The following is a 17,592-nucleotide window of genomic DNA, read 5'->3' as shown; positions in this document are numbered from 1 at the left end:
GTTTGTAGCCCCGGTAAGCGCAGCGCCACCGGGGAGAGGTTCCCGGATAGCGGCTGGCGCCTTATCCGGGCTGCCGGTCCGCTCCGGTTTGTAGCCCCGGTAAGCCAGCGCCACCGGGGAGAGGTTCCCGGATGGCGGCTGGCGCCTTATCCGGGCTACCAAACCAACGCCCGACTCAATGTTTTTGATCGGGCGTTTTTCTGAAATTTTTGGTTCTGTGCGCCAACTGCAGGTACACCGACCGCCAAACGAGGAAACTAGCCATTTAATGTCTATCGGCCCTATGTACACCCGAAAAATAACCCACTGGTTTGCAAGGCGATCCTTTCAGAATCGTATCTTCCTGCTGATCTTATTTACCTCTACTGTCGTCATGCTGGGTATGTCCTGGTATCTGACAGACATAACCGAGGAACGTCTTCATTACCAGGTCGGGCAGCGGGCATTAATTCAGGCGATGCAGATTTCGGCGATGCCGGAGCTGGTGGAAGCGGTACAGAAACGCGATCTCGCCAGAATTAAAGAGCTTATCGACCCCATGCGTTCCTTCTCTGACGCTACCTATATCACCGTCGGCGACGCCAACGGGCAGCGCCTCTATCATGTGAATCCTGACGAAATCGGTAAATCGATGGAAGGCGGCGATAGCGATGAGGCGTTGTATAACGCCAAAAGCTATGTCTCGGTACGCAAAGGTTCGCTAGGTTCATCATTACGGGGTAAATCGCCGGTGCAGGACGCCACCGGCAAAGTCATCGGCATAGTGTCGGTCGGTTATACCATTGAACAGTTAGAAAACTGGCTCAGCCTGCAGATAAGCTCGCTACTGATCCCGATGGCGATTATCCTGCTATTGCTGCTGTACTGCGCTCGGCGCTTCTCGCTGCATATCAAAAAGCAGATGCTCAATATGGAGCCCCAGCAGCTATCGCAGTTGCTCATCCAGCAAAGCGTGCTATTTGAATCGGTGTTTGAAGGGCTCATCGCCATCGACTCAAATTATAAGATAACCGCTATTAATCAGACCGCCCGTCGTCTGCTTAATCTGAGCCAGCCGGAGCCCGTACTGATCGGTAAAAAAATCAGTAGCGTCATTGCGCAAGAGACCTTCTTCTACGATGCCCCGCATGAAAACAAAAAAGACGCCATCGTCACCTTTAATCAGATCAAAGTGATCGCCAGCCGAATGGCGGTGATCTTAAATAATGCGCCTCAGGGGTGGGTGATTAGTTTTCGCAGCAAAGATGACATCAACACCCTCAGTCTGCAGCTGAGCCAGGTACAGCAGTACGCCGATAACCTGCGCGCCGTGCAGCATGAACATCGTAATCTGATCTCAACCATCGCCGGGCTGCTGTTTCTCAAACGCTACGATCACGCGCTGGATCTGATTCAGCAACAGTCCGAAAGCCACCAGAAGGTGCTCGATTTTATTGCGCGTAATTTCCAGGATAACCACCTTGCCGGGCTACTGATCGGTAAATATTATCGGGCCAAGGAGCTCGGTCTTGAACTGGTATTCGATCCCGCCTGTTTCGTCGATATCCTTCCCACCGCGCTTTCTCCCAGCGAATGGATCTCGATCGTGGGGAATCTTCTCGACAACGCCTACAATGCCTCGTTACGCCAGCCGTTGGGATCGAAGCAGATCGAGTGTTTAATAAATAGCGACGGCCATGAACTGATCGTCGAGATCGCCGATCAGGGATGCGGCATTGACGAGACGCTACGCGACCGCATCTTCGAGCGCGGCGTCACCAGTAGCGCCAGCGCCGAGCACGGTATTGGGCTCTGGCTGGTGCGCAGTTACGTAGAACAAGCAGGCGGCACTATCGTCGTCGAAAATAACATTCCCTTTGGCACCATCTTTACCCTTTATATCCCCCTGACCCGAGATGAACATCATGGATAGCATTACTACTCTAATCGTTGAAGACGAACCTATGCTGGCGGAAATCCTGGTCGATACCATCAAACAGTTCCCCCAGTTCAACGTTATCGGCATCGCGGATAAACTGGAAAGCGCGAAAAAACTGATGCGTCTCTACCAGCCGCAGCTGATCCTGCTGGATAACTTTCTCCCTGACGGCAAGGGGTTGGATCTGATTCGCCACGCTGTCAGCACGAACTACAAAGGACGAATCATTTTTATTACCGCCGATAATCATATGGAGACCATCAGCGAGGCCCTACGTCTGGGGGTATTCGATTACCTGATTAAGCCCGTGCACTATCAACGTTTACAGCATACGCTCGAGCGTTTCGCCCGCTACCGCAGTTCATTACGTTCGAGTGAACAGGCCAGCCAGACCCACGTCGACGCCCTGTTTAATATCCAGGCTCGCGAGCACACTGAGCCTGCTGACGCGCCGCTGCGCGGGATCGATGAAAGCACCTTTCACCGCGTGCTTCAGCTATTCTCAGACCCGGAAGTGGTGCATACCGCCGACTCTCTGGCCCGCATCCTCGGCAGCAGTAAAACCACCGCTCGCCGCTATCTGGAACAAGGCGTTAAAAACGATTTTCTGGAAGCAGAGATCAGTTATGGCAAAGTCGGTAGGCCGGAGCGCATTTATCGCGGCAAACATCCCTACCCTGAGCACGTCTGAAATGCTTATTCGAGGGTATAGCTGACGATCATCTGCCCTTTTTTCATTTTCAACTGGCTGATGACAATATTCCCCAGCATCGCCAGACTGGCAACATGGGTACCGCCGCAGGGATAAGCCGGCAAATCGCCAAATCCCACGGCGCGCAAGCCATTAGCGAAGGTGATGCGGCGCGGTAAATCCTGCATCTGCCACGCTTTCACCTGCGCCAGCAGGGCGCTGGCTTCCGGTAACGCGGCGCCGGCGTCGGCAGCAAACGTAATCCTCCCCTCTCCCGGCCAGTGATGCGCCTTCACCGGCCGCCAGCCGAACTGCTCGCCGGCCAACCCCAGCAAATGACCGGCGGAGTGCAGACGGGCATGTAACTGTCGCACAGGCGCATCAATGCTCATCCCCACCTCGCCAAGCGGCAGCGGCTGGGCAACGATATGCAACACACTATCGCCGCGCGTCGTGACCGCCATTACGGGCTGCTCATCGATCCAGCCGCGATCGGAGGGCTGGCCGCCGCCCTGCGGATGGAACAACGTGCGGTCCAGTTCAATCGCATAACGGCCATCGGCTTCAGCGCTGCAGCTGATAATCTGCGCGCGCCCTTCGGTGGCGTCGCTGGCGTAATAAACACGTTCAGTCATGATTGTTCTCCTCTCTGTCAGCACAGTATATTGATAATATTGGCCGCGATAATGGCCTCCACAACCAATGCACTTTTGCCTTGAGGGCACAAATGAATCTAAACCTTCTCCCCGACCTCGCCCTCTTCGTACAGATTGTCGAACAAGGCAGCTTTTCCGCCGTCGCCCGTCAGAGCGGGATTACGCCATCCGCCGTCAGTCGCAGCGTCTCGCGGCTGGAACAGGAGATGCGGTGCAAGCTGTTGCACCGAACCACCCGCAAGCTGCGGCTGAGCGATGCCGGGAAAGCGGTGTATGAACATGCGCTGGAAATGCTGGAAGCGGCGCGCCAGGCTATGGACTGCGCCGGAAGTACCCAGACGGTGGCGCAAGGTAAACTCACGCTGAGCGTACCGAAAGCCGTCGGGCGCTTTGTCATCCATCCGCTAATGATCGATTTTTTCAACCGTTATCCGCAGGTTGACGTCTGTTTACGCTTAGAAGATCGCGACCTCGACTTTATTGATGACGGCATCGATCTCGCGCTGCGTATTACCCATACCCCTTCCCCTGGACTGCATGGCAAACCGCTGATGCCGATCGTTCATGTCATCTGCGCCACTAAAGAGTACTTACAGCGCCACGGAATGCCGCGTACCCCGCAGGATCTGCGCGCTCATAGCTGTATCAGTCTTGGCGAAACGCCCGCCGACGCGCGTTGGAAATTTCGCCGCGAAGGCAAAAACGAAACGGTGCAGACGTACGGACGCTACGCCGCTAACCACACTGCGGTGCGTCTTGATGCGGTTAAACAGCATCTGGGGATTGGCAGTCTGCCACTGTTTACCGCCCGTGAAGCGCTGGCAAAGGGTGAAATCGTGCAGGTGCTGGCGGAGTGGGAGTTTATCAGCAGCTACTCTGGCAATCTGTGGCTGTTATGGGCGGGGCATAAGCATATGCCCGCCAGAATGCGGGCAATGATTGATTTTCTTAGCGAGACGGTTCCGGCGCTGAACGCAGGCAGCACATTGCCAACAACCAGGTAAAATGCTGACAGCATTCAAACTGCCAGCAAGAGATGAGTAAAAATTAATTAAAGGCTACCTGCTGGTTGATCTTTATTATAATTAATAAGACTCCCGGCCTTAATAATATCTTGCTCTGCGCTGGTTAATTTCTCCATATAGAGGCTAATCCGCTGAATAGGTTTTTTAGCGCTAAGGATAAATGCGGCAATATCGCTCAGATCGCCCGCTAACGCAGATTTTATTGCCGGGATATAGATAAAATCACCGACCTCAAAATCAGGCGTCTCTTTCATCTGCAGCGGCAGCATTCCCCAGTTAATTACATTAGAACGATAACGCTTGGTCGCGAACTCCTGGCAAATATTTGCCAGCCCGCCAAGCACGCGCTGGCAGCTGGCGGCCTGCTCTCGCGCCGAACCATCACCGGGTTTAACCGCATAGATCATGCTACCTATCTCAGTCTGTGCCGCGGTAATATTTTCCTGACCCGGCAGCAGCCGTATCTGGGAAAATATATTTTCCAGCTGTGGATTTAAACGGCAAAGATCTTCACCCTTAACGCGTTGTTGCTCCATAGCGGCAATTTTTTTAGCCCGCTCCACATACTGCGGATCGCGGCGGGAGAGCGTAAATTCGGCCAGGCCTAATGGGTTTGAACGAAACGATGATGTTTCACCTGATGGTATCAGTTCGTCGGTAGTGGTCACCGGATCCATTATTTTTGAAGTAACGGCTAACAGAATGTTATCCGTTAAAGCATTCATTTCCGGCCAGTCTTTTATATTCGGTCCATAGATTAGCGGCTGCTGGGTAGCGCCTTTAACGAACCCCTGGTATACCCGGTTTTTATAGGGGGAAACATCAAATTCATATTCCGGCGCTTCGTGCCAACAATCGAGCTCCGCCGCCGAGGTTAACAATCCCCCATTAGCGGCCGTCGCGGCAATTGAACGCGCATCCATCAATGCCACCGCCGACATTTGCCCATTTCCTGGCTTGGAACCCTCACGGTTAGGAAAGTTACGCGTCGTATGGCGGATGCTCAAGCCGTTATGCATCGGGGTATCGCCGGCGCCAAAGCAAGGGCCGCAGAATGCGGTACGAATAATGGCGCCCGCGCTCATTAAATCATTGATCATTCCCTGTTTCGTTAACGCCATCAGCACCGGTTGCGAGGAAGGGTAAACTGAAAGCGAGAAAATATTGTCGCCACAGGAATGATGCCGCAAGGCATTAGCCGCCTGCGCCACGTTGACATAGTTCCCCCCGGCGCAACCCGCAATGATTCCCTGCTGAACGCGTAATTTGCCATTCTCTATTTTGTCCAACAGAGACAGCTTCGCGCGCCCCAGCGATATTTTCTCAGATTCAATTTCAACTTCACGTAAAATGTCCGGCAAATTCTGATTAAGCGTATCAATTTCATAGACATTGGCTGGGTGAAACGGTAGCGCGATCATCGGCTTGATGGTGCTTAAATCGATCTCGATGCAGCCATCGTAGTAAGCCATCTCTTGTGCTGACAGCGCACGATAGTCTTTCTCTCTACCATGAAGCCGTAAAAAATGCCGCGTCTCTTCATCGGTCTGCCAGATAGAAGTCAGACAGGTGGTCTCAGTAGTCATGACGTCAATACTGTTTCTGTAGTCGGTCGACATACTGGCCACGCCGGGACCAACGAATTCCATCACTTTGTTCTTCACAAAACCGTTTTTGAATACCGCGCCAATTAATGCCAGCGCAATATCCTGAGGGCCAACGCCAGCGGCAGGTTTACCGGTTAGATAAACGGCGACAACTTCGGGGTAATCAATATCCCAGGTGCTTCCCAATAGTTGTTTAACTAGCTCACCGCCCCCTTCACCGACGGCCATCGTCCCCAGCGCGCCATAACGCGTATGGCTATCCGAGCCCAGTATCATTTGGCCGCCGCCGGCCATCATCTCGCGCATGTACTGGTGAATAACCGAAATATGCGGCGGTACATAAATGCCGCCATATTTCTGTGCTGATGTAAGACCAAAAATATGATCGTCGCTGTTAATGGTACCGCCCACTGCACAAAGTGAATTGTGGCAATTGGTTAAAACATACGGCAAGGGAAAGCGCGTCATTCCAGAGGCCTTGGCCGTCTGGATGATGCCCACGAAGGTGATATCATGGGAGGTCATGGAATCATATTTAATTTTTAATTTCCGTTCATCGCCAGAAGTATTATGCGATGACAATATTGACCAGGCGATGGTTCCCTTCCGCGCAATCTCTTTGGCAACAGGAGTGGCGCATTCCTGTTCTGGGATAATCCCATGCTGATGGGATAAATATATCCCACGATCGTGTAATTTAATCATGACGTGTGTCCTTAAGATAGATTAAATAATTAGGCGATGCTTTTATCCGTCTTGTTACTAATAAAAAGGGAAAAATATCGGTAGTAAAATAAAGCTCACCACCACAGATATAATAATCAGCGGTAATCCGACCCTGACATAATCCATAAACCGATATCCCCCGGCGGAAAAAATCATCATATTCGCCGGCGTCCCAACCGGAGTCGCATAAGCACATGAACAGCCAATGACTATAGCCATCAGCACCGCTCGCGGGTCAGCGCCCATTGAATGTGCAATAGACAAGCCAATGGGAATAAGTAAAGCCGCCGTTGCGGTATTCGACATAAAATTGGTTAATATGCAGGAAATTATTAAAACGGCACTTAATAATAAGAACGGTGAAGCCTGCTGACCAAGCAGATCGATAATTGAGCGGGCCATGATTGCACCCGCGCCGGTGGTTTCGAGCGCTTTTGCTAAAGCTAATGTGCCGCCGAAAAGAAAAATCGTCTGGGAGTCAATTGACTGGTAGGCCTGTTTTTCTGTAATCACTCGCGTAATAACCAAAAATAACGCGCCAATTGAACCGATAATCGCAATCGGCAAGCCAATAACATTCTCAAAAATCATCCCCAGTACGGTAAATACCAGCACTAAAACAGCAATCACCTGCTTATATTTTGGACAATCATTTTTGCTACTTTTTTCAGCTTTGTCTTTGAGATTGACAGATTGCGCTGGCAGCAGTTTATAACCGATGGTCAAAAAGTAGATGATCCCGCAAAGCAGCATGGGGATGCCCAGTTTGGCATACTCGAAAAAACCGAAGCGTTGCCCAACTTGTTCCAGCGCCGACTGGGCGATCAGATTACCCGGTGAACCAATAAGCGATAAGTTTCCTCCCAGCGCCGAAGCGAACGCTAATGGCATTAGCAAACGAGATTGCGCATAGCCCGACTTAATAGCGGCGCCGATGACTACAGGAATCAGTACCGCAGCCGTTCCCGTATTCGACAAAAAGCCGGAGAGGGCCCCGCACACCAACATAATAATAACGATAAGTTGCCGCTCCGAGCGGGCGTAGCGGGTCACTATTCCGCCAATTTTGTCCGTGACGCCAGTTTCAAATAAGGCGCCGCCGACCACAAACATGGCGACAAACAAAATGACGTTCTGGTTAATAAACCCCGCGAAAGCCGTTTTTACATCAAAAACGCCTGTTACGACTAAAGTAATACAGACGATCATAGCCGTAGCGGCTAAAGGAATTTTTTCCCAAACAAACATCACAATTGAAAATAACAACAGTGACAATGTAATTGCTACTGGTGACATAAATATATAACACCTCTTCAGTGTGTGGGCTCAATAATTGGTCTAAGCAGGTGATGCAGCGTTTTATAAATTTCAAGTTATAGTTAAATAACTTTCCAGTACATTAATAATTCCCACCACCAGACTCCTACGGTGATATGTAGGATAAAAGTCAACAGTGCTAATATGCCGCCAACAATCCACCAGGATTTAATATCATTATAACCAACCCCAAATATAACCGGGCCAGCCGCGCCACCATAATGGGTGACCATGCCGCCATAGGAATTACTAAACAGAAGAGCTAACGCAGTTAACATAACCGGCGCGCCGGAAACATTCGCCAGCATGGCAAAGACCGGAACCATCGCCACAATATAGGCGCTACCCGAGGCAAAGAAATAACGAACCAGTATACTCAGTGCGACGATGACAACGAAAGCCAGCGTGCTATGACTGCCAAATGAAATGTTATCCTTCAGTAACTCGGCCAACCACAAGAAAAAACCAACTTTAGAAAGCAAAGAACTTAAACCAATGATACCGCCGTACCAAATAAGGGTATTCCAGCCCCCTTTATTTTTTATAACATCATCCCAGCTGACGATTTTTAACACCAGCATCAACGCCATGACGCAAATCGCTACCGTTGATTCGTTGACGCCAAGCGATTGACTAAACACCCAACCTGCCAATGCCATGACAAACAGGCAGGAGAGCATCTTTTCGCGCAAGGTCATCGGTCCTAAAGACTCAAGACCTTCCTTTGCAATGGCTTTATTATCAACTTTTTTTAATTCAGGTGGATATAATTTATAGGTAATGAGCGGTGTCAGTAATAGCATAATAATGCCAGGTAATATTCCGGCTAATGCCCATCCGCCCCAGCTCAGTTTGATGTGACAAATATCTTCAATCATTTTGAGCGCCAGTATGTTCCCAGCCATGGCGGTAAAGAACATATAACTGGTCGTTTTGGTGACCATATAGACGTTAATCATCAAATAATGACCAACGCGTTTTGCCGTATGCTCCGGTTCCGAGCCTAACGCGACGGCCACGCTATTGATGATAGGTAAGACGATACCACCGGCGCGAGCCGTATTCGACGGTGTCGCCGGGGAAAGGATGAGATCAAGAAAGGCGGTAACATAACCTAAGCCGAGCGTGGTACTCCCTATCTTGCCGATAAGAATATAAGCAATTCGTTTACCTAAACCAGTAATAACAAAGGCGGCACTTAAGGTAAACGCTGAGAAAACCAGCCAGGTCGTCCCCGACGCATAGCCACTTAATACGCTCGATGATTTTATTACGCCATCACCTAAATTACCAATAACGACCATTGATGTGGCAACCGCCACTAACAATATTACTGGTTCTGAAAAGGGTTTAATCACCAAACCGACGATTGCCGCCAGATAAATTCCTGATAGCACCCATGCCAGTTTAGTCAGCCCAGCCGGGGCCGGGAATAAACTAATAAGCAATGGGATGGCTACAAGCACTAATAGCTTGCATACTGTTTTTTTATCCATTTTGATCCCTTACCTGAATGAATAATATAAGAGCAGTAATAAAATTATTCAGGGAGATAAACCATGCCAGAAAGAATCTTACGCGCGGTACGAATAACCGATGCGCGAATATTTTCAGGATTTCCGTTAGCGTTACTTAAGTTCACCTCAATGCTGCCGCTTGGGTGTTCAACGTTAATTAACCCTTCACCCGACATTCGCGTAAGCTCGTTAACCACGGTGTCGGCAATAACACACGAACTCGCCAGGCCGATAGCGCCCGTAATCGCTAGCGACTTATGGCAGCTGTGGGGCATGAAATAACGCACGCTCATTGTCCCGCCGTGTTGCGGTGGAGCAACCAGTACTGGTTTAGGGATAACCATGTTGGATACATCGCCAAACCCCATTGCCGCGCCGGCTTGTTGACGTATAGACTCAAGGCGCTGGAAAAATGCGCTGTCCTTATCTAATTCAGCGGCCGATTCATATCCGGTTTTACCCAAGCTATGCGCTGGAATAATGACCATTGGCATCGCCATATCGATACACGTGACGCGAATATCATCAAAAAAATCAACTCGGTTGCCGGTTGGAAAAAGCTGGCCAGATTTCGCCCCAGCGGCGTTTAAAAACGTCAGCGCAACAGGGGCTGCATGCCCGGGAACGCCGTCAATATGGGTATCCCCGTCATAAACGACCAGGCCGTCCGGCGTTTGAATGTCAGCATCGACAAAGGTGTTGGTATTGACGTTTCGGATACGCACCCGTGTTACCGGGGAATTCGCCGCGATAAGCCCTTTTTCGATAGCAAATCCACCTACCGCGCACAGCATATTGCCGCAATTCGGCGTGGTATCAACCCGTCGTTCATTGACAATGACCTGCACAAATAAATAGTCAATGTCAGCTTGTGGGCTGGCCGAGCGACTGACAATCGCCACTTTACTGGTTTGCGGACTACCGCCGCCAATACCATCAATTTCCAGTTCATGACCAGAACCCATGATGGTTAATAACGCTTCATCGCGTTTTTGAATATCTTCAGGTAGATCATCCGCTAAAAGGAAAGCCCCTTTTGATGTTCCTCCCCGCATGAGAACACACGGAATTTGTTTCATAACACCCTCCTTACAAATATAGAAGAAAAAGAACAAATAAACGGGGCGTGAATTTAATGCACTTAATGCATTTAAAGTTTTTTATTTACTTTATTATTCATTTGCTCGCACAGCCGTTTATCATCTGATTCTACTTGCAAGGCGGATAGTGATTGATAAAATATAAAAATAAGACTTATACCTACAAAGCATTAATAATAACTATCGGCACAATAATAATTAACAAGGTCATTCTGCATATTAATATATTTATTTCAGATTACGGAGCAGCAATGAACAATGAACTATCCGGAATGAAAGCCTTCGTCACTGTTGCCGAACTGGGGTCGTTTAGCAAAGCCGCTGAAGTGCTTAACCTGACGCAACCCGCACTAACTCGAAAAATACAGAAAATAGAAAGTAACCTTAATACCCCCCTGTTCGAGCGAACCACCCGAAAAATCATGCTCACCCAGGCAGGACAAATACTCCTTCCCAAGGCAAAGTCACTGATTGCCAGCCTCGATGCCGCCATTTTTAATCTCAGCAACCTGACTTCTAATGTGCATGATACGGTAACGCTTTCTTGTATCCCGACGGCGGTATTTTATTTTTTACCTCGCGCCATCGTTCAATTTAATCAGCGCTACCCGCACATCAAAGTTCGAATTTATGAACAAGGTATAGAAAATTGCATGGCTTCGGTGAGAAAAGGCGAAGTCGATTTTGGAATAAATATGAACTTCATCACACATCCCGATATCGAATTTAGCCCGCTGGTCAACGAACCCTTCGTCCTGGCTTGCCGACAGGATCATCCGCTGGCCGGTAAAAAATTAGTGGAATGGCGCGAGCTCGTCTCGCAGAGATTAATTGGCGTCAGACGCTCAAGCGGTAATCGGCAACTTATTGAAAGTTGCCTGCAGGATAAACCATGGAAATTGGATTGGTTTTACGAAGTCAGACATTTATCCACCTCTCTGGGGCTGGTCGAGGCGGGGCTTGGCATATCGGCTCTGCCCTGCCTGGCCATGCCGCATCACGCCAACAGCGCAGTCGTCAGCGTGCCGCTGGTTGAACCGGTCATCAGACGCACGCTTGGCATGATTCGCGTTAAAAACCGCCCGCTTTCCGCTGCGGCTGAACGCTTCGCTTCATTATTGCTACTCATGTGGACGGATGAAGCGAACGAGTTATGGTGCAATGTGGTCGATTCACACCAGCAGCTATAACGGTCACGGCGCGAGAGCGAAAACTTCCGCCGCCCAACGTTGAAAACCCGCGACATCTAAATCCAGCGCTACCTGCGCGTTGGCCGACTGTCCCAGACGTCCTTCAATATCCACCACGGTGGTGCCAGCCGTCCAGCTCCCCTGCGTCTCCACCGCCACAAAGCAGGGTTTGAGCGTAAATAGATCCGGGCGAACCAACCACGCGATAGCGCAGAGATCGTGCATTCTCAGGCCGCTACTCATGCTGCCGCTGCGATAGTGGCTAAATAGCGCATGAAGCATTTTACCGGTTTGATTGAGCGTCGGTAGGGTTGCCAGATAGTCCGCGCTCAGCATCGCCTTATTGGTGACATCCAGCCCGCACATCACAATGTCCAACCCACTCTGGAAGACTTTCGCGGCAGCTTCCGGATCGATGGCGATATTGAACTCGGCGTTGGGGGTGAAGTTACCGCGCCCGGCCGAGCCGCCCATCAGCACCAGTCGACGAATATTAAACAGGCACTCAGGATACTGCGTAATCAGTAGGGCAATATTGGTTAGCGGGCCAATGGCCACCAGGGTCACGGGTTCCGCTGCGTGCATCAGCGCATCGCGAATCGCCTGAAAAGCCGGTTTAGCCAGCGGCTGGCGGTTATGTTCGACGAAATCATAGCCCTCCATGCCGGATTCGCCATGCACCGAGGCGGCATCGCGCAGCGGACGCACCAGCGGCATCGATGCCCCTTGCGCCAGCGGGACATCTGCATTCCAGAAATGCAGTAACTGCAGCGCGTTGCGGGTCGTCTTCTCTACCGAGACATTGCCCGCGACCGTCGTCATTAGTTGCAGATCCAGCTGCGGCGAGAAGAGCGCGGCAGCAATCGCCGCCGCGTCGTCAATACCCGGATCGGTGTCGAGAATAATCGGTAAGCGCATGGTTTTCTCCCAAAAAAAATGCCAGACGTTAAGTCTGGCATCTTCTCATACTGCTGGGGGAAAGAACTTACTCTACTTCACGGACATCCACACGCAGCTCTTTCGGCACTTCGAAAACGATATTCTCTTCACGGCCTTCCAACGGCACCGCTTCGCCGCCGCCCAGCTCCTGCAGGCGGGCAATCACGTTCTGCACCAGGATATCCGGGGCCGACGCGCCCGCCGTTACGCCAACGCAGGCCGCAGACTTAACCCATTGTTCCTGGATATCGGTGGCATCGTCGATGAGATAGGCCGCTTTCCCCATCCGCTGCGCCAGTTCAGCCAGGCGATTGGAGTTAGAGGAGTTTTTCGAACCGACCACCAGCACCACGTCAGCCTGCTCCGCCAGCGCGCGTACGGCTTCCTGACGGTTGGTGGTGGCGTAGCAGATATCGTCTTTACGCGGGCCGACGATTTTCGGGAAGCGCTCGCGCAGCGCGTCGATAACGTCAGACGTATCATCGACCGAGAGCGTGGTCTGGGTCATGAACGACAATCGGGCATCGTTTTTCACTTCCAGCGTCAGCACGTCTTCCGGCGACTCCACCAGGTACATACCCCCTTCCGGGTTATTGTACTGGCCCATGGTGCCTTCAACTTCCGGGTGCCCGGCGTGGCCGATCAGAATCGACTCTTCGCCGCGGCGGCTGGCGCGGGCGACTTCCATATGGACTTTGGTCACCAGCGGACAGGTGGCGTCGAAAACCGTCAGGTCACGACTCTTCGCTTCGTTGCGTACCGCCTGCGAAACGCCGTGGGCGGAGAAAATCAGGATCGCGCCGTCCGGCACTTCGCTAATCTGTTCGATAAAAATCGCCCCACGCTGGCGCAGGCTATCGACGACGTAGCGGTTATGGACGACTTCGTGACGAACGTAGATTGGCGCGCCGTACAACGTCAGCGCGTTTTCTACAATGCTGATAGCGCGGTCAACGCCGGCGCAAAAACCGCGCGGGTTAGCCAACAGGATCTGCATCTTACCCCTCCAGCGCCGGATCGACTTCCAGCACTTCAATATCAAAATGAACGGTGCGCCCGGCCAGCGGATGGTTGAAGTCTACGGTGATGGAATCGCCGTTCACTTCGCGGATCACGCCGGGCATTTCGCTGCCATCCATTGCGGTAAAGAGCATAATTGCGCCAATTTCCGGCTCGCCGGCGTCAATAAACTCGCGGCGAGAGAAATACTGGATCAGGTCCGGCGTCGGTACCCCGAACGCGGCATCAGGTTCCAGCGAGAACGTGGTTTTATCGCCGGCTTTCAGTCCCAGCAGATGCTGCTCCAGCCCTTCGGAAAGCGAGGCATCGCCAAGACGAAACAGCGCCGGTTTACCGTTACCGCGCGTGGATTCGGCGGTGGAGCCGTCATCCAGTTTCAGCGTGAAGTGCACCAGCACCGCGCTGTTGCTCTGTACAGAGTTAGACATGCAGGTTTGCTCTTTTACATTACCGCCGCTTGTTTGCCCGGTGGCGCTGCGCTTACCGGGCCTACAAAGGCCGATGTATACTGTAGGCCGGATAAGACGCTTTAGCGTCTTATCCGGCAATTTTTTATGATGCTTTTTTATCGCTGGATGGCAAGAAGCCTTCCAGCACGATCAGCGCCGCGCCGATGCAGATAGCGCTATCGGCAAGGTTGAAGGTGGCGAAATGCCAGTCGCCGACGTAGAAGTCGATCATATCGACGACAAAGCCGTGCCACAGACGATCGAACAGGTTACCCAGCGCGCCGCCAATAATCAGCGCGTAGGCAATATTGTTCAGCTTTTGCGTCGCCTTCGAACGGTACATCAGCACCGCCAGCACCACGCAGATGCCGACGGCAATCCCGGCGAAGAACCAGCGCTGCCAGCCGCCGCTGTCGGCGAGGAAGCTAAAGGCCGCGCCGTAGTTGCGCGCATAATGCAGATTAAGCGACGGGAACAGCGAAACCGTCTCCCCCAGAGCGAAGTTCTGGAGGATCAGGAATTTGCTGCCCAGATCGATAATCAGCACGGCTACGACGACCCACAGCCAGCGTAGCCCCGTTGAACAGATCGATTTACTCATCAGGCGAATTTACGTTGCTCGCCGTCACCGGCGACGTTACTGACACAGCGACCGCAGATTTCCGCGTGTTCCGCTACCTTGCCGACATCGCTGGTGTAATGCCAGCAGCGTGGGCACTTCTCGCCCTCGGCTTTGCTCAGGACTACTTTCAGCCCTTTCAGCAGATCGCTCTGCCAGGCATCAGCCGGCGCCTGTGCATAATCGGCAACGTTAGCGCCGGAGGTCAACAGGACAAATCGTAATTCTTCGCCCAGCGCGTTGAGCTTGGCCGCCAGTTCGGCATCGGCATACAGCGTAACCGCCGCTTCCAGAGAACCGCCGACTTTCTTATCCGCACGCGCCTGTTCGATCACCTTGTTGACTTCGCCGCGCACTTTCAGCAGTTCATCCCAGAAACCGTCGTTCATCGCTTCGTCGTCGGCCAGGCCGAACAGGCCTTCATACCACTCGCCGGTGAAGACGTATTTTTCACGCTCACCCGGCAGATAGCCCCAGATTTCGTCCGCGGTGAAGGACATGATCGGCGCCATCCAGCGCACCAGCGCTTCCACGATGTGGAACAACGCGGTCTGGCAGCTGCGACGCGCCACGCTGTCCGCTTTCGCGGTGTACTGGCGGTCTTTGATGATGTCGAGATAGAACGAGCCCATTTCGATGGAGCAGAAGCGCATCAGGCGCTGCACCACTTCGTGGAAGTCGTAGGATTCGTAGGCTTTGAGAATATCTTCCTGAGCCGCCTGCGCGCAGCCGACCGCCCAGCGGTCCAGAACGACCATCTCTTCCGGTTTAACCATATCTTTTGCCGGATCGAAACCGTTAAGGTTCGCCAGCAGGAAGCGGGCGGTATTACGGATACGACGATAGCTGTCCGCGGCGCGTTTGAGGATCTCATCGGAGACCGCCATTTCGCCGGTATAGTCGGTGGAAGCCACCCACAGGCGCAGAATATCGGCGCCCAGTTTGTTCATCACGTCCTGCGGGCTAACGGTGTTACCGATAGACTTGGACATTTTGCGGCCCTGGCCGTCGACGGTGAAGCCGTGGGTCAGTACCTGACGATATGGCGCTTTGCCTTTCATCGCCGTGGAAATCATCAGCGAGGACATAAACCAGCCGCGATGCTGGTCGGAGCCTTCCAGATACATGTCCGCGGCGTGACCGGCGAATTCCGGACGCACATCAACCACAGAAGAGTGGGTAGACCCGGAGTCAAACCACACGTCGAGGGTATCCGGCACTTTTTCGTAGCTGTCAGCGTCATCGCCAAGGATGTCGCGGGAATCGAGATCCCACCACGCCTGGATGCCGTCAACTTCAACGCGTTTCGCCACTTCTTCCATCAGTTCGAGGGTACGCGGGTGCAGCTCGTGGGTTTCTTTATGCACGAACAGCGACATCGGCACGCCCCAGGTACGCTGACGGGAGATACACCAGTCAGGACGGTTGGCCACCATCGATTCGATACGCGCCTGGCCCCAGTCCGGGATCCACTGCACGCCTTTGATCTCTTTCAGAGACTGGGCACGCAGGCCTTTCTGATCCATGCTGACGAACCACTGCGGGGTAGCGCGGAAGATGATCGGCGATTTGTGGCGCCAGCAGCACGGATAGCTGTGCTGCATTTTTTCCACGTGCAGCAGCGCGCCGCTATCGCGCAGCATCTCAACGATGATGTCGTTGGCTTTGAAGACGTTAATACCGTCCAGAGACGGATAAGTACCTGGCAGGTAAGAGCCGTCCGGGCCAACCGGGTTGGCGATTTCCAGACCGTATTTCTGGCTGATCGTGTAGTCGTCCGGACCGTGGCCGCCGGCGGTATGCACCGCACCGGTACCCGCGTCCAGCGTCACGTGGTCGCCAAGGATAGCCGGCACGTCAAAATCGAGGAACGGATGCTTAAAGCGCATCAGTTCAAGCTCGGAACCCTGCACCGCCGCCAGGATGGTGTAATCCGCCACGCCAATGCGCTGCATCACGCTTTCCACCAGGTCTTTCGCCAGGATCAGCGCCTGGCCGTCAACCTGCACCAGCGCATAGTCGAACTCAGGCGACAGAGAGATGGCGCGGTTAGCCGGCAGGGTCCACGGCGTCGTGGTCCAGATAACCAGCGAAACCGGGCCAGTGACGTCGGCTACGCCGAATTTGGCCAGTACCGCGGCTTTATCTACCGCGTGGAACGCCACATCGATAGACGGAGACGTTTTGTCATAATACTCAACTTCCGCTTCCGCCAGCGCGGAACGGCAGTCCACGCACCAGTGCACCGGCTTAGCGCCTTTATGCAGGTGACCGTTGCCGATGATTTTACCCAGCGCGCGGATGATATTGGCTTCAGTTTTGAAGTCCATGGTCAGGTACGGACGTGACCAGTCGCCCAGTACGCCCAGGCGGATAAAGTCTTTACGCTGGCCGTCGATCTGCTCGGCGGCATATTCACGGCACTTGGCGCGGAATTCTGCAGCGGTGAATTTCTCACCCGGCTTACCGTATTGTTGCTCGACTTTCAGTTCGATCGGCAAACCGTGGCAGTCCCAACCCGGAACGTACGGCGAGTCAAAGCCCGTCAGTCCTTTGGACTTAACGATAATGTCTTTCAGAATCTTGTTAACCGAGTGACCAATATGAATGCTGCCATTCGCATAAGGAGGGCCATCATGCAGAATGAAGGTTTTTTTGCCTTTTTTCGCCGCACGGATGATGCCGTACAGGTCATCATCGGTCCAACGCGCCAGCATTCCCGGTTCGCGTTTGGCGAGATCGCCACGCATCGGGAACCCTGTTTCCGGCAAATTCAGGGTGGATTTATAGTCACTCATCAGATTCTCGGTTCCGTTAT

15 protein-coding genes are annotated in these 17,592 nt (G+C 52.6%); 5 read left to right on the top strand and 10 right to left on the bottom strand.

The genetic code is table 11. The features are described from left to right. The 3 genes from ABLV17_RS11475 to ABLV17_RS11465 form a co-directional block, all read left to right on the top strand. A partial coding sequence (locus ABLV17_RS11475) for a hypothetical protein (protein ID WP_348854271.1) occupies window positions 1-204 on the top strand: 204 nt, incomplete at its 5' end. Window positions 205-283: 79 nt separating this feature from the next. Further along, a complete protein-coding gene (locus tag ABLV17_RS11470; RefSeq protein ID WP_087858279.1) occupies window positions 284-1,912 on the top strand; it encodes a sensor histidine kinase in 1,629 nt (542 codons plus the stop codon). After that, window positions 1,905-2,609 carry a response regulator gene (locus tag ABLV17_RS11465; protein ID WP_045395773.1) on the top strand — a complete coding sequence of 235 codons (705 nt, stop codon included), beginning with the start codon at window positions 1,905-1,907 and terminating at the stop codon, window positions 2,607-2,609. The genes ABLV17_RS11470 and ABLV17_RS11465 overlap by 8 nt, the downstream gene beginning before the upstream one ends. 5 nt (window positions 2,610-2,614) lie before the next feature. Here ABLV17_RS11465 and ABLV17_RS11460 read toward each other — a convergent pair whose 3' ends face one another. Then, window positions 2,615-3,244, bottom strand: a complete 630-nt coding sequence (locus ABLV17_RS11460; protein WP_308958644.1) for an alanyl-tRNA editing protein — start codon at window positions 3,242-3,244, stop codon at window positions 2,615-2,617. Between the two features lie 92 nt (window positions 3,245-3,336). On the opposite strand from ABLV17_RS11460, the gene ABLV17_RS11455 reads away from it, so the two are divergent. Then, window positions 3,337-4,269, top strand: a complete 933-nt coding sequence (locus ABLV17_RS11455; RefSeq protein ID WP_308958643.1) for a LysR family transcriptional regulator — start codon at window positions 3,337-3,339, stop codon at window positions 4,267-4,269. 47 nt (window positions 4,270-4,316) lie between these two features. Here ABLV17_RS11455 and ABLV17_RS11450 read toward each other — a convergent pair whose 3' ends face one another. The 4 genes from ABLV17_RS11450 to ABLV17_RS11435 form a co-directional block, all read right to left on the bottom strand. Next, the gene (locus ABLV17_RS11450) at window positions 4,317-6,602 is read right to left on the bottom strand and encodes a hydratase (RefSeq protein ID WP_308958642.1); all 2,286 of its coding nucleotides are present in this window, start codon (window positions 6,600-6,602) and stop codon (window positions 4,317-4,319) included. 57 nt (window positions 6,603-6,659) lie between these two features. Next, the gene (locus ABLV17_RS11445; protein ID WP_348854270.1) at window positions 6,660-7,919 is read right to left on the bottom strand and encodes an SLC13 family permease; all 1,260 of its coding nucleotides are present in this window, start codon (window positions 7,917-7,919) and stop codon (window positions 6,660-6,662) included. Between the two features lie 83 nt (window positions 7,920-8,002). Continuing rightward, window positions 8,003-9,436: an anion permease gene (locus ABLV17_RS11440; RefSeq protein ID WP_348854269.1), complete on the bottom strand. Its 1,434-nt coding sequence runs from the start codon at window positions 9,434-9,436 to the stop codon at window positions 8,003-8,005. A gap of 44 nt (window positions 9,437-9,480) precedes the next feature. Beyond that, window positions 9,481-10,536 carry a 4-oxalomesaconate tautomerase gene (locus ABLV17_RS11435; protein ID WP_348854268.1) on the bottom strand — a complete coding sequence of 352 codons (1,056 nt, stop codon included), beginning with the start codon at window positions 10,534-10,536 and terminating at the stop codon, window positions 9,481-9,483. A 272-nt stretch (window positions 10,537-10,808) separates the two neighbouring features. On the opposite strand from ABLV17_RS11435, the gene ABLV17_RS11430 reads away from it, so the two are divergent. Beyond that, window positions 10,809-11,747 (top strand): LysR family transcriptional regulator, encoded by a 939-nt coding sequence (locus ABLV17_RS11430; protein WP_213317891.1) that lies wholly within the window; start codon window positions 10,809-10,811, stop codon window positions 11,745-11,747. Window positions 11,748-11,750: 3 nt separating this feature from the next. Here ABLV17_RS11430 and rihC read toward each other — a convergent pair whose 3' ends face one another. From rihC to ileS, 5 genes are all read right to left on the bottom strand, one after another. After that, window positions 11,751-12,665, bottom strand: a complete 915-nt coding sequence (gene rihC / locus ABLV17_RS11425) for a ribonucleoside hydrolase RihC (RefSeq protein ID WP_348854267.1) — start codon at window positions 12,663-12,665, stop codon at window positions 11,751-11,753. Window positions 12,666-12,732: 67 nt separating this feature from the next. Continuing rightward, window positions 12,733-13,683 (bottom strand): 4-hydroxy-3-methylbut-2-enyl diphosphate reductase, encoded by a 951-nt coding sequence (ispH, locus tag ABLV17_RS11420; RefSeq protein ID WP_015368325.1) that lies wholly within the window; start codon window positions 13,681-13,683, stop codon window positions 12,733-12,735. Window position 13,684: 1 nt separating this feature from the next. Next, complete coding sequence (gene fkpB, locus ABLV17_RS11415) at window positions 13,685-14,134, bottom strand: FKBP-type peptidyl-prolyl cis-trans isomerase (RefSeq protein ID WP_047043962.1); 450 nt, start codon at window positions 14,132-14,134, stop codon at window positions 13,685-13,687. 124 nt (window positions 14,135-14,258) lie between these two features. Next, a complete protein-coding gene (gene lspA, locus ABLV17_RS11410) occupies window positions 14,259-14,756 on the bottom strand; it encodes a signal peptidase II (RefSeq protein WP_087858178.1) in 498 nt (165 codons plus the stop codon). Then, window positions 14,756-17,572 carry an isoleucine--tRNA ligase gene (ileS, locus tag ABLV17_RS11405; protein WP_047043960.1) on the bottom strand — a complete coding sequence of 939 codons (2,817 nt, stop codon included), beginning with the start codon at window positions 17,570-17,572 and terminating at the stop codon, window positions 14,756-14,758. Before ileS ends, lspA begins: the two co-directional genes overlap by 1 nt. Window positions 17,573-17,592: the final 20 nt, after the last annotated feature.

This window comes from Klebsiella sp. CN_Kp091 (genome assembly GCF_040065095.1).
Taxonomy (GTDB): Bacteria; Pseudomonadota; Gammaproteobacteria; order Enterobacterales; family Enterobacteriaceae; genus Klebsiella; species Klebsiella aerogenes.
The sequence above is the reverse complement of the archived record's forward strand: the minus strand, read 5'-3'. Positions and strand labels throughout refer to the sequence as shown.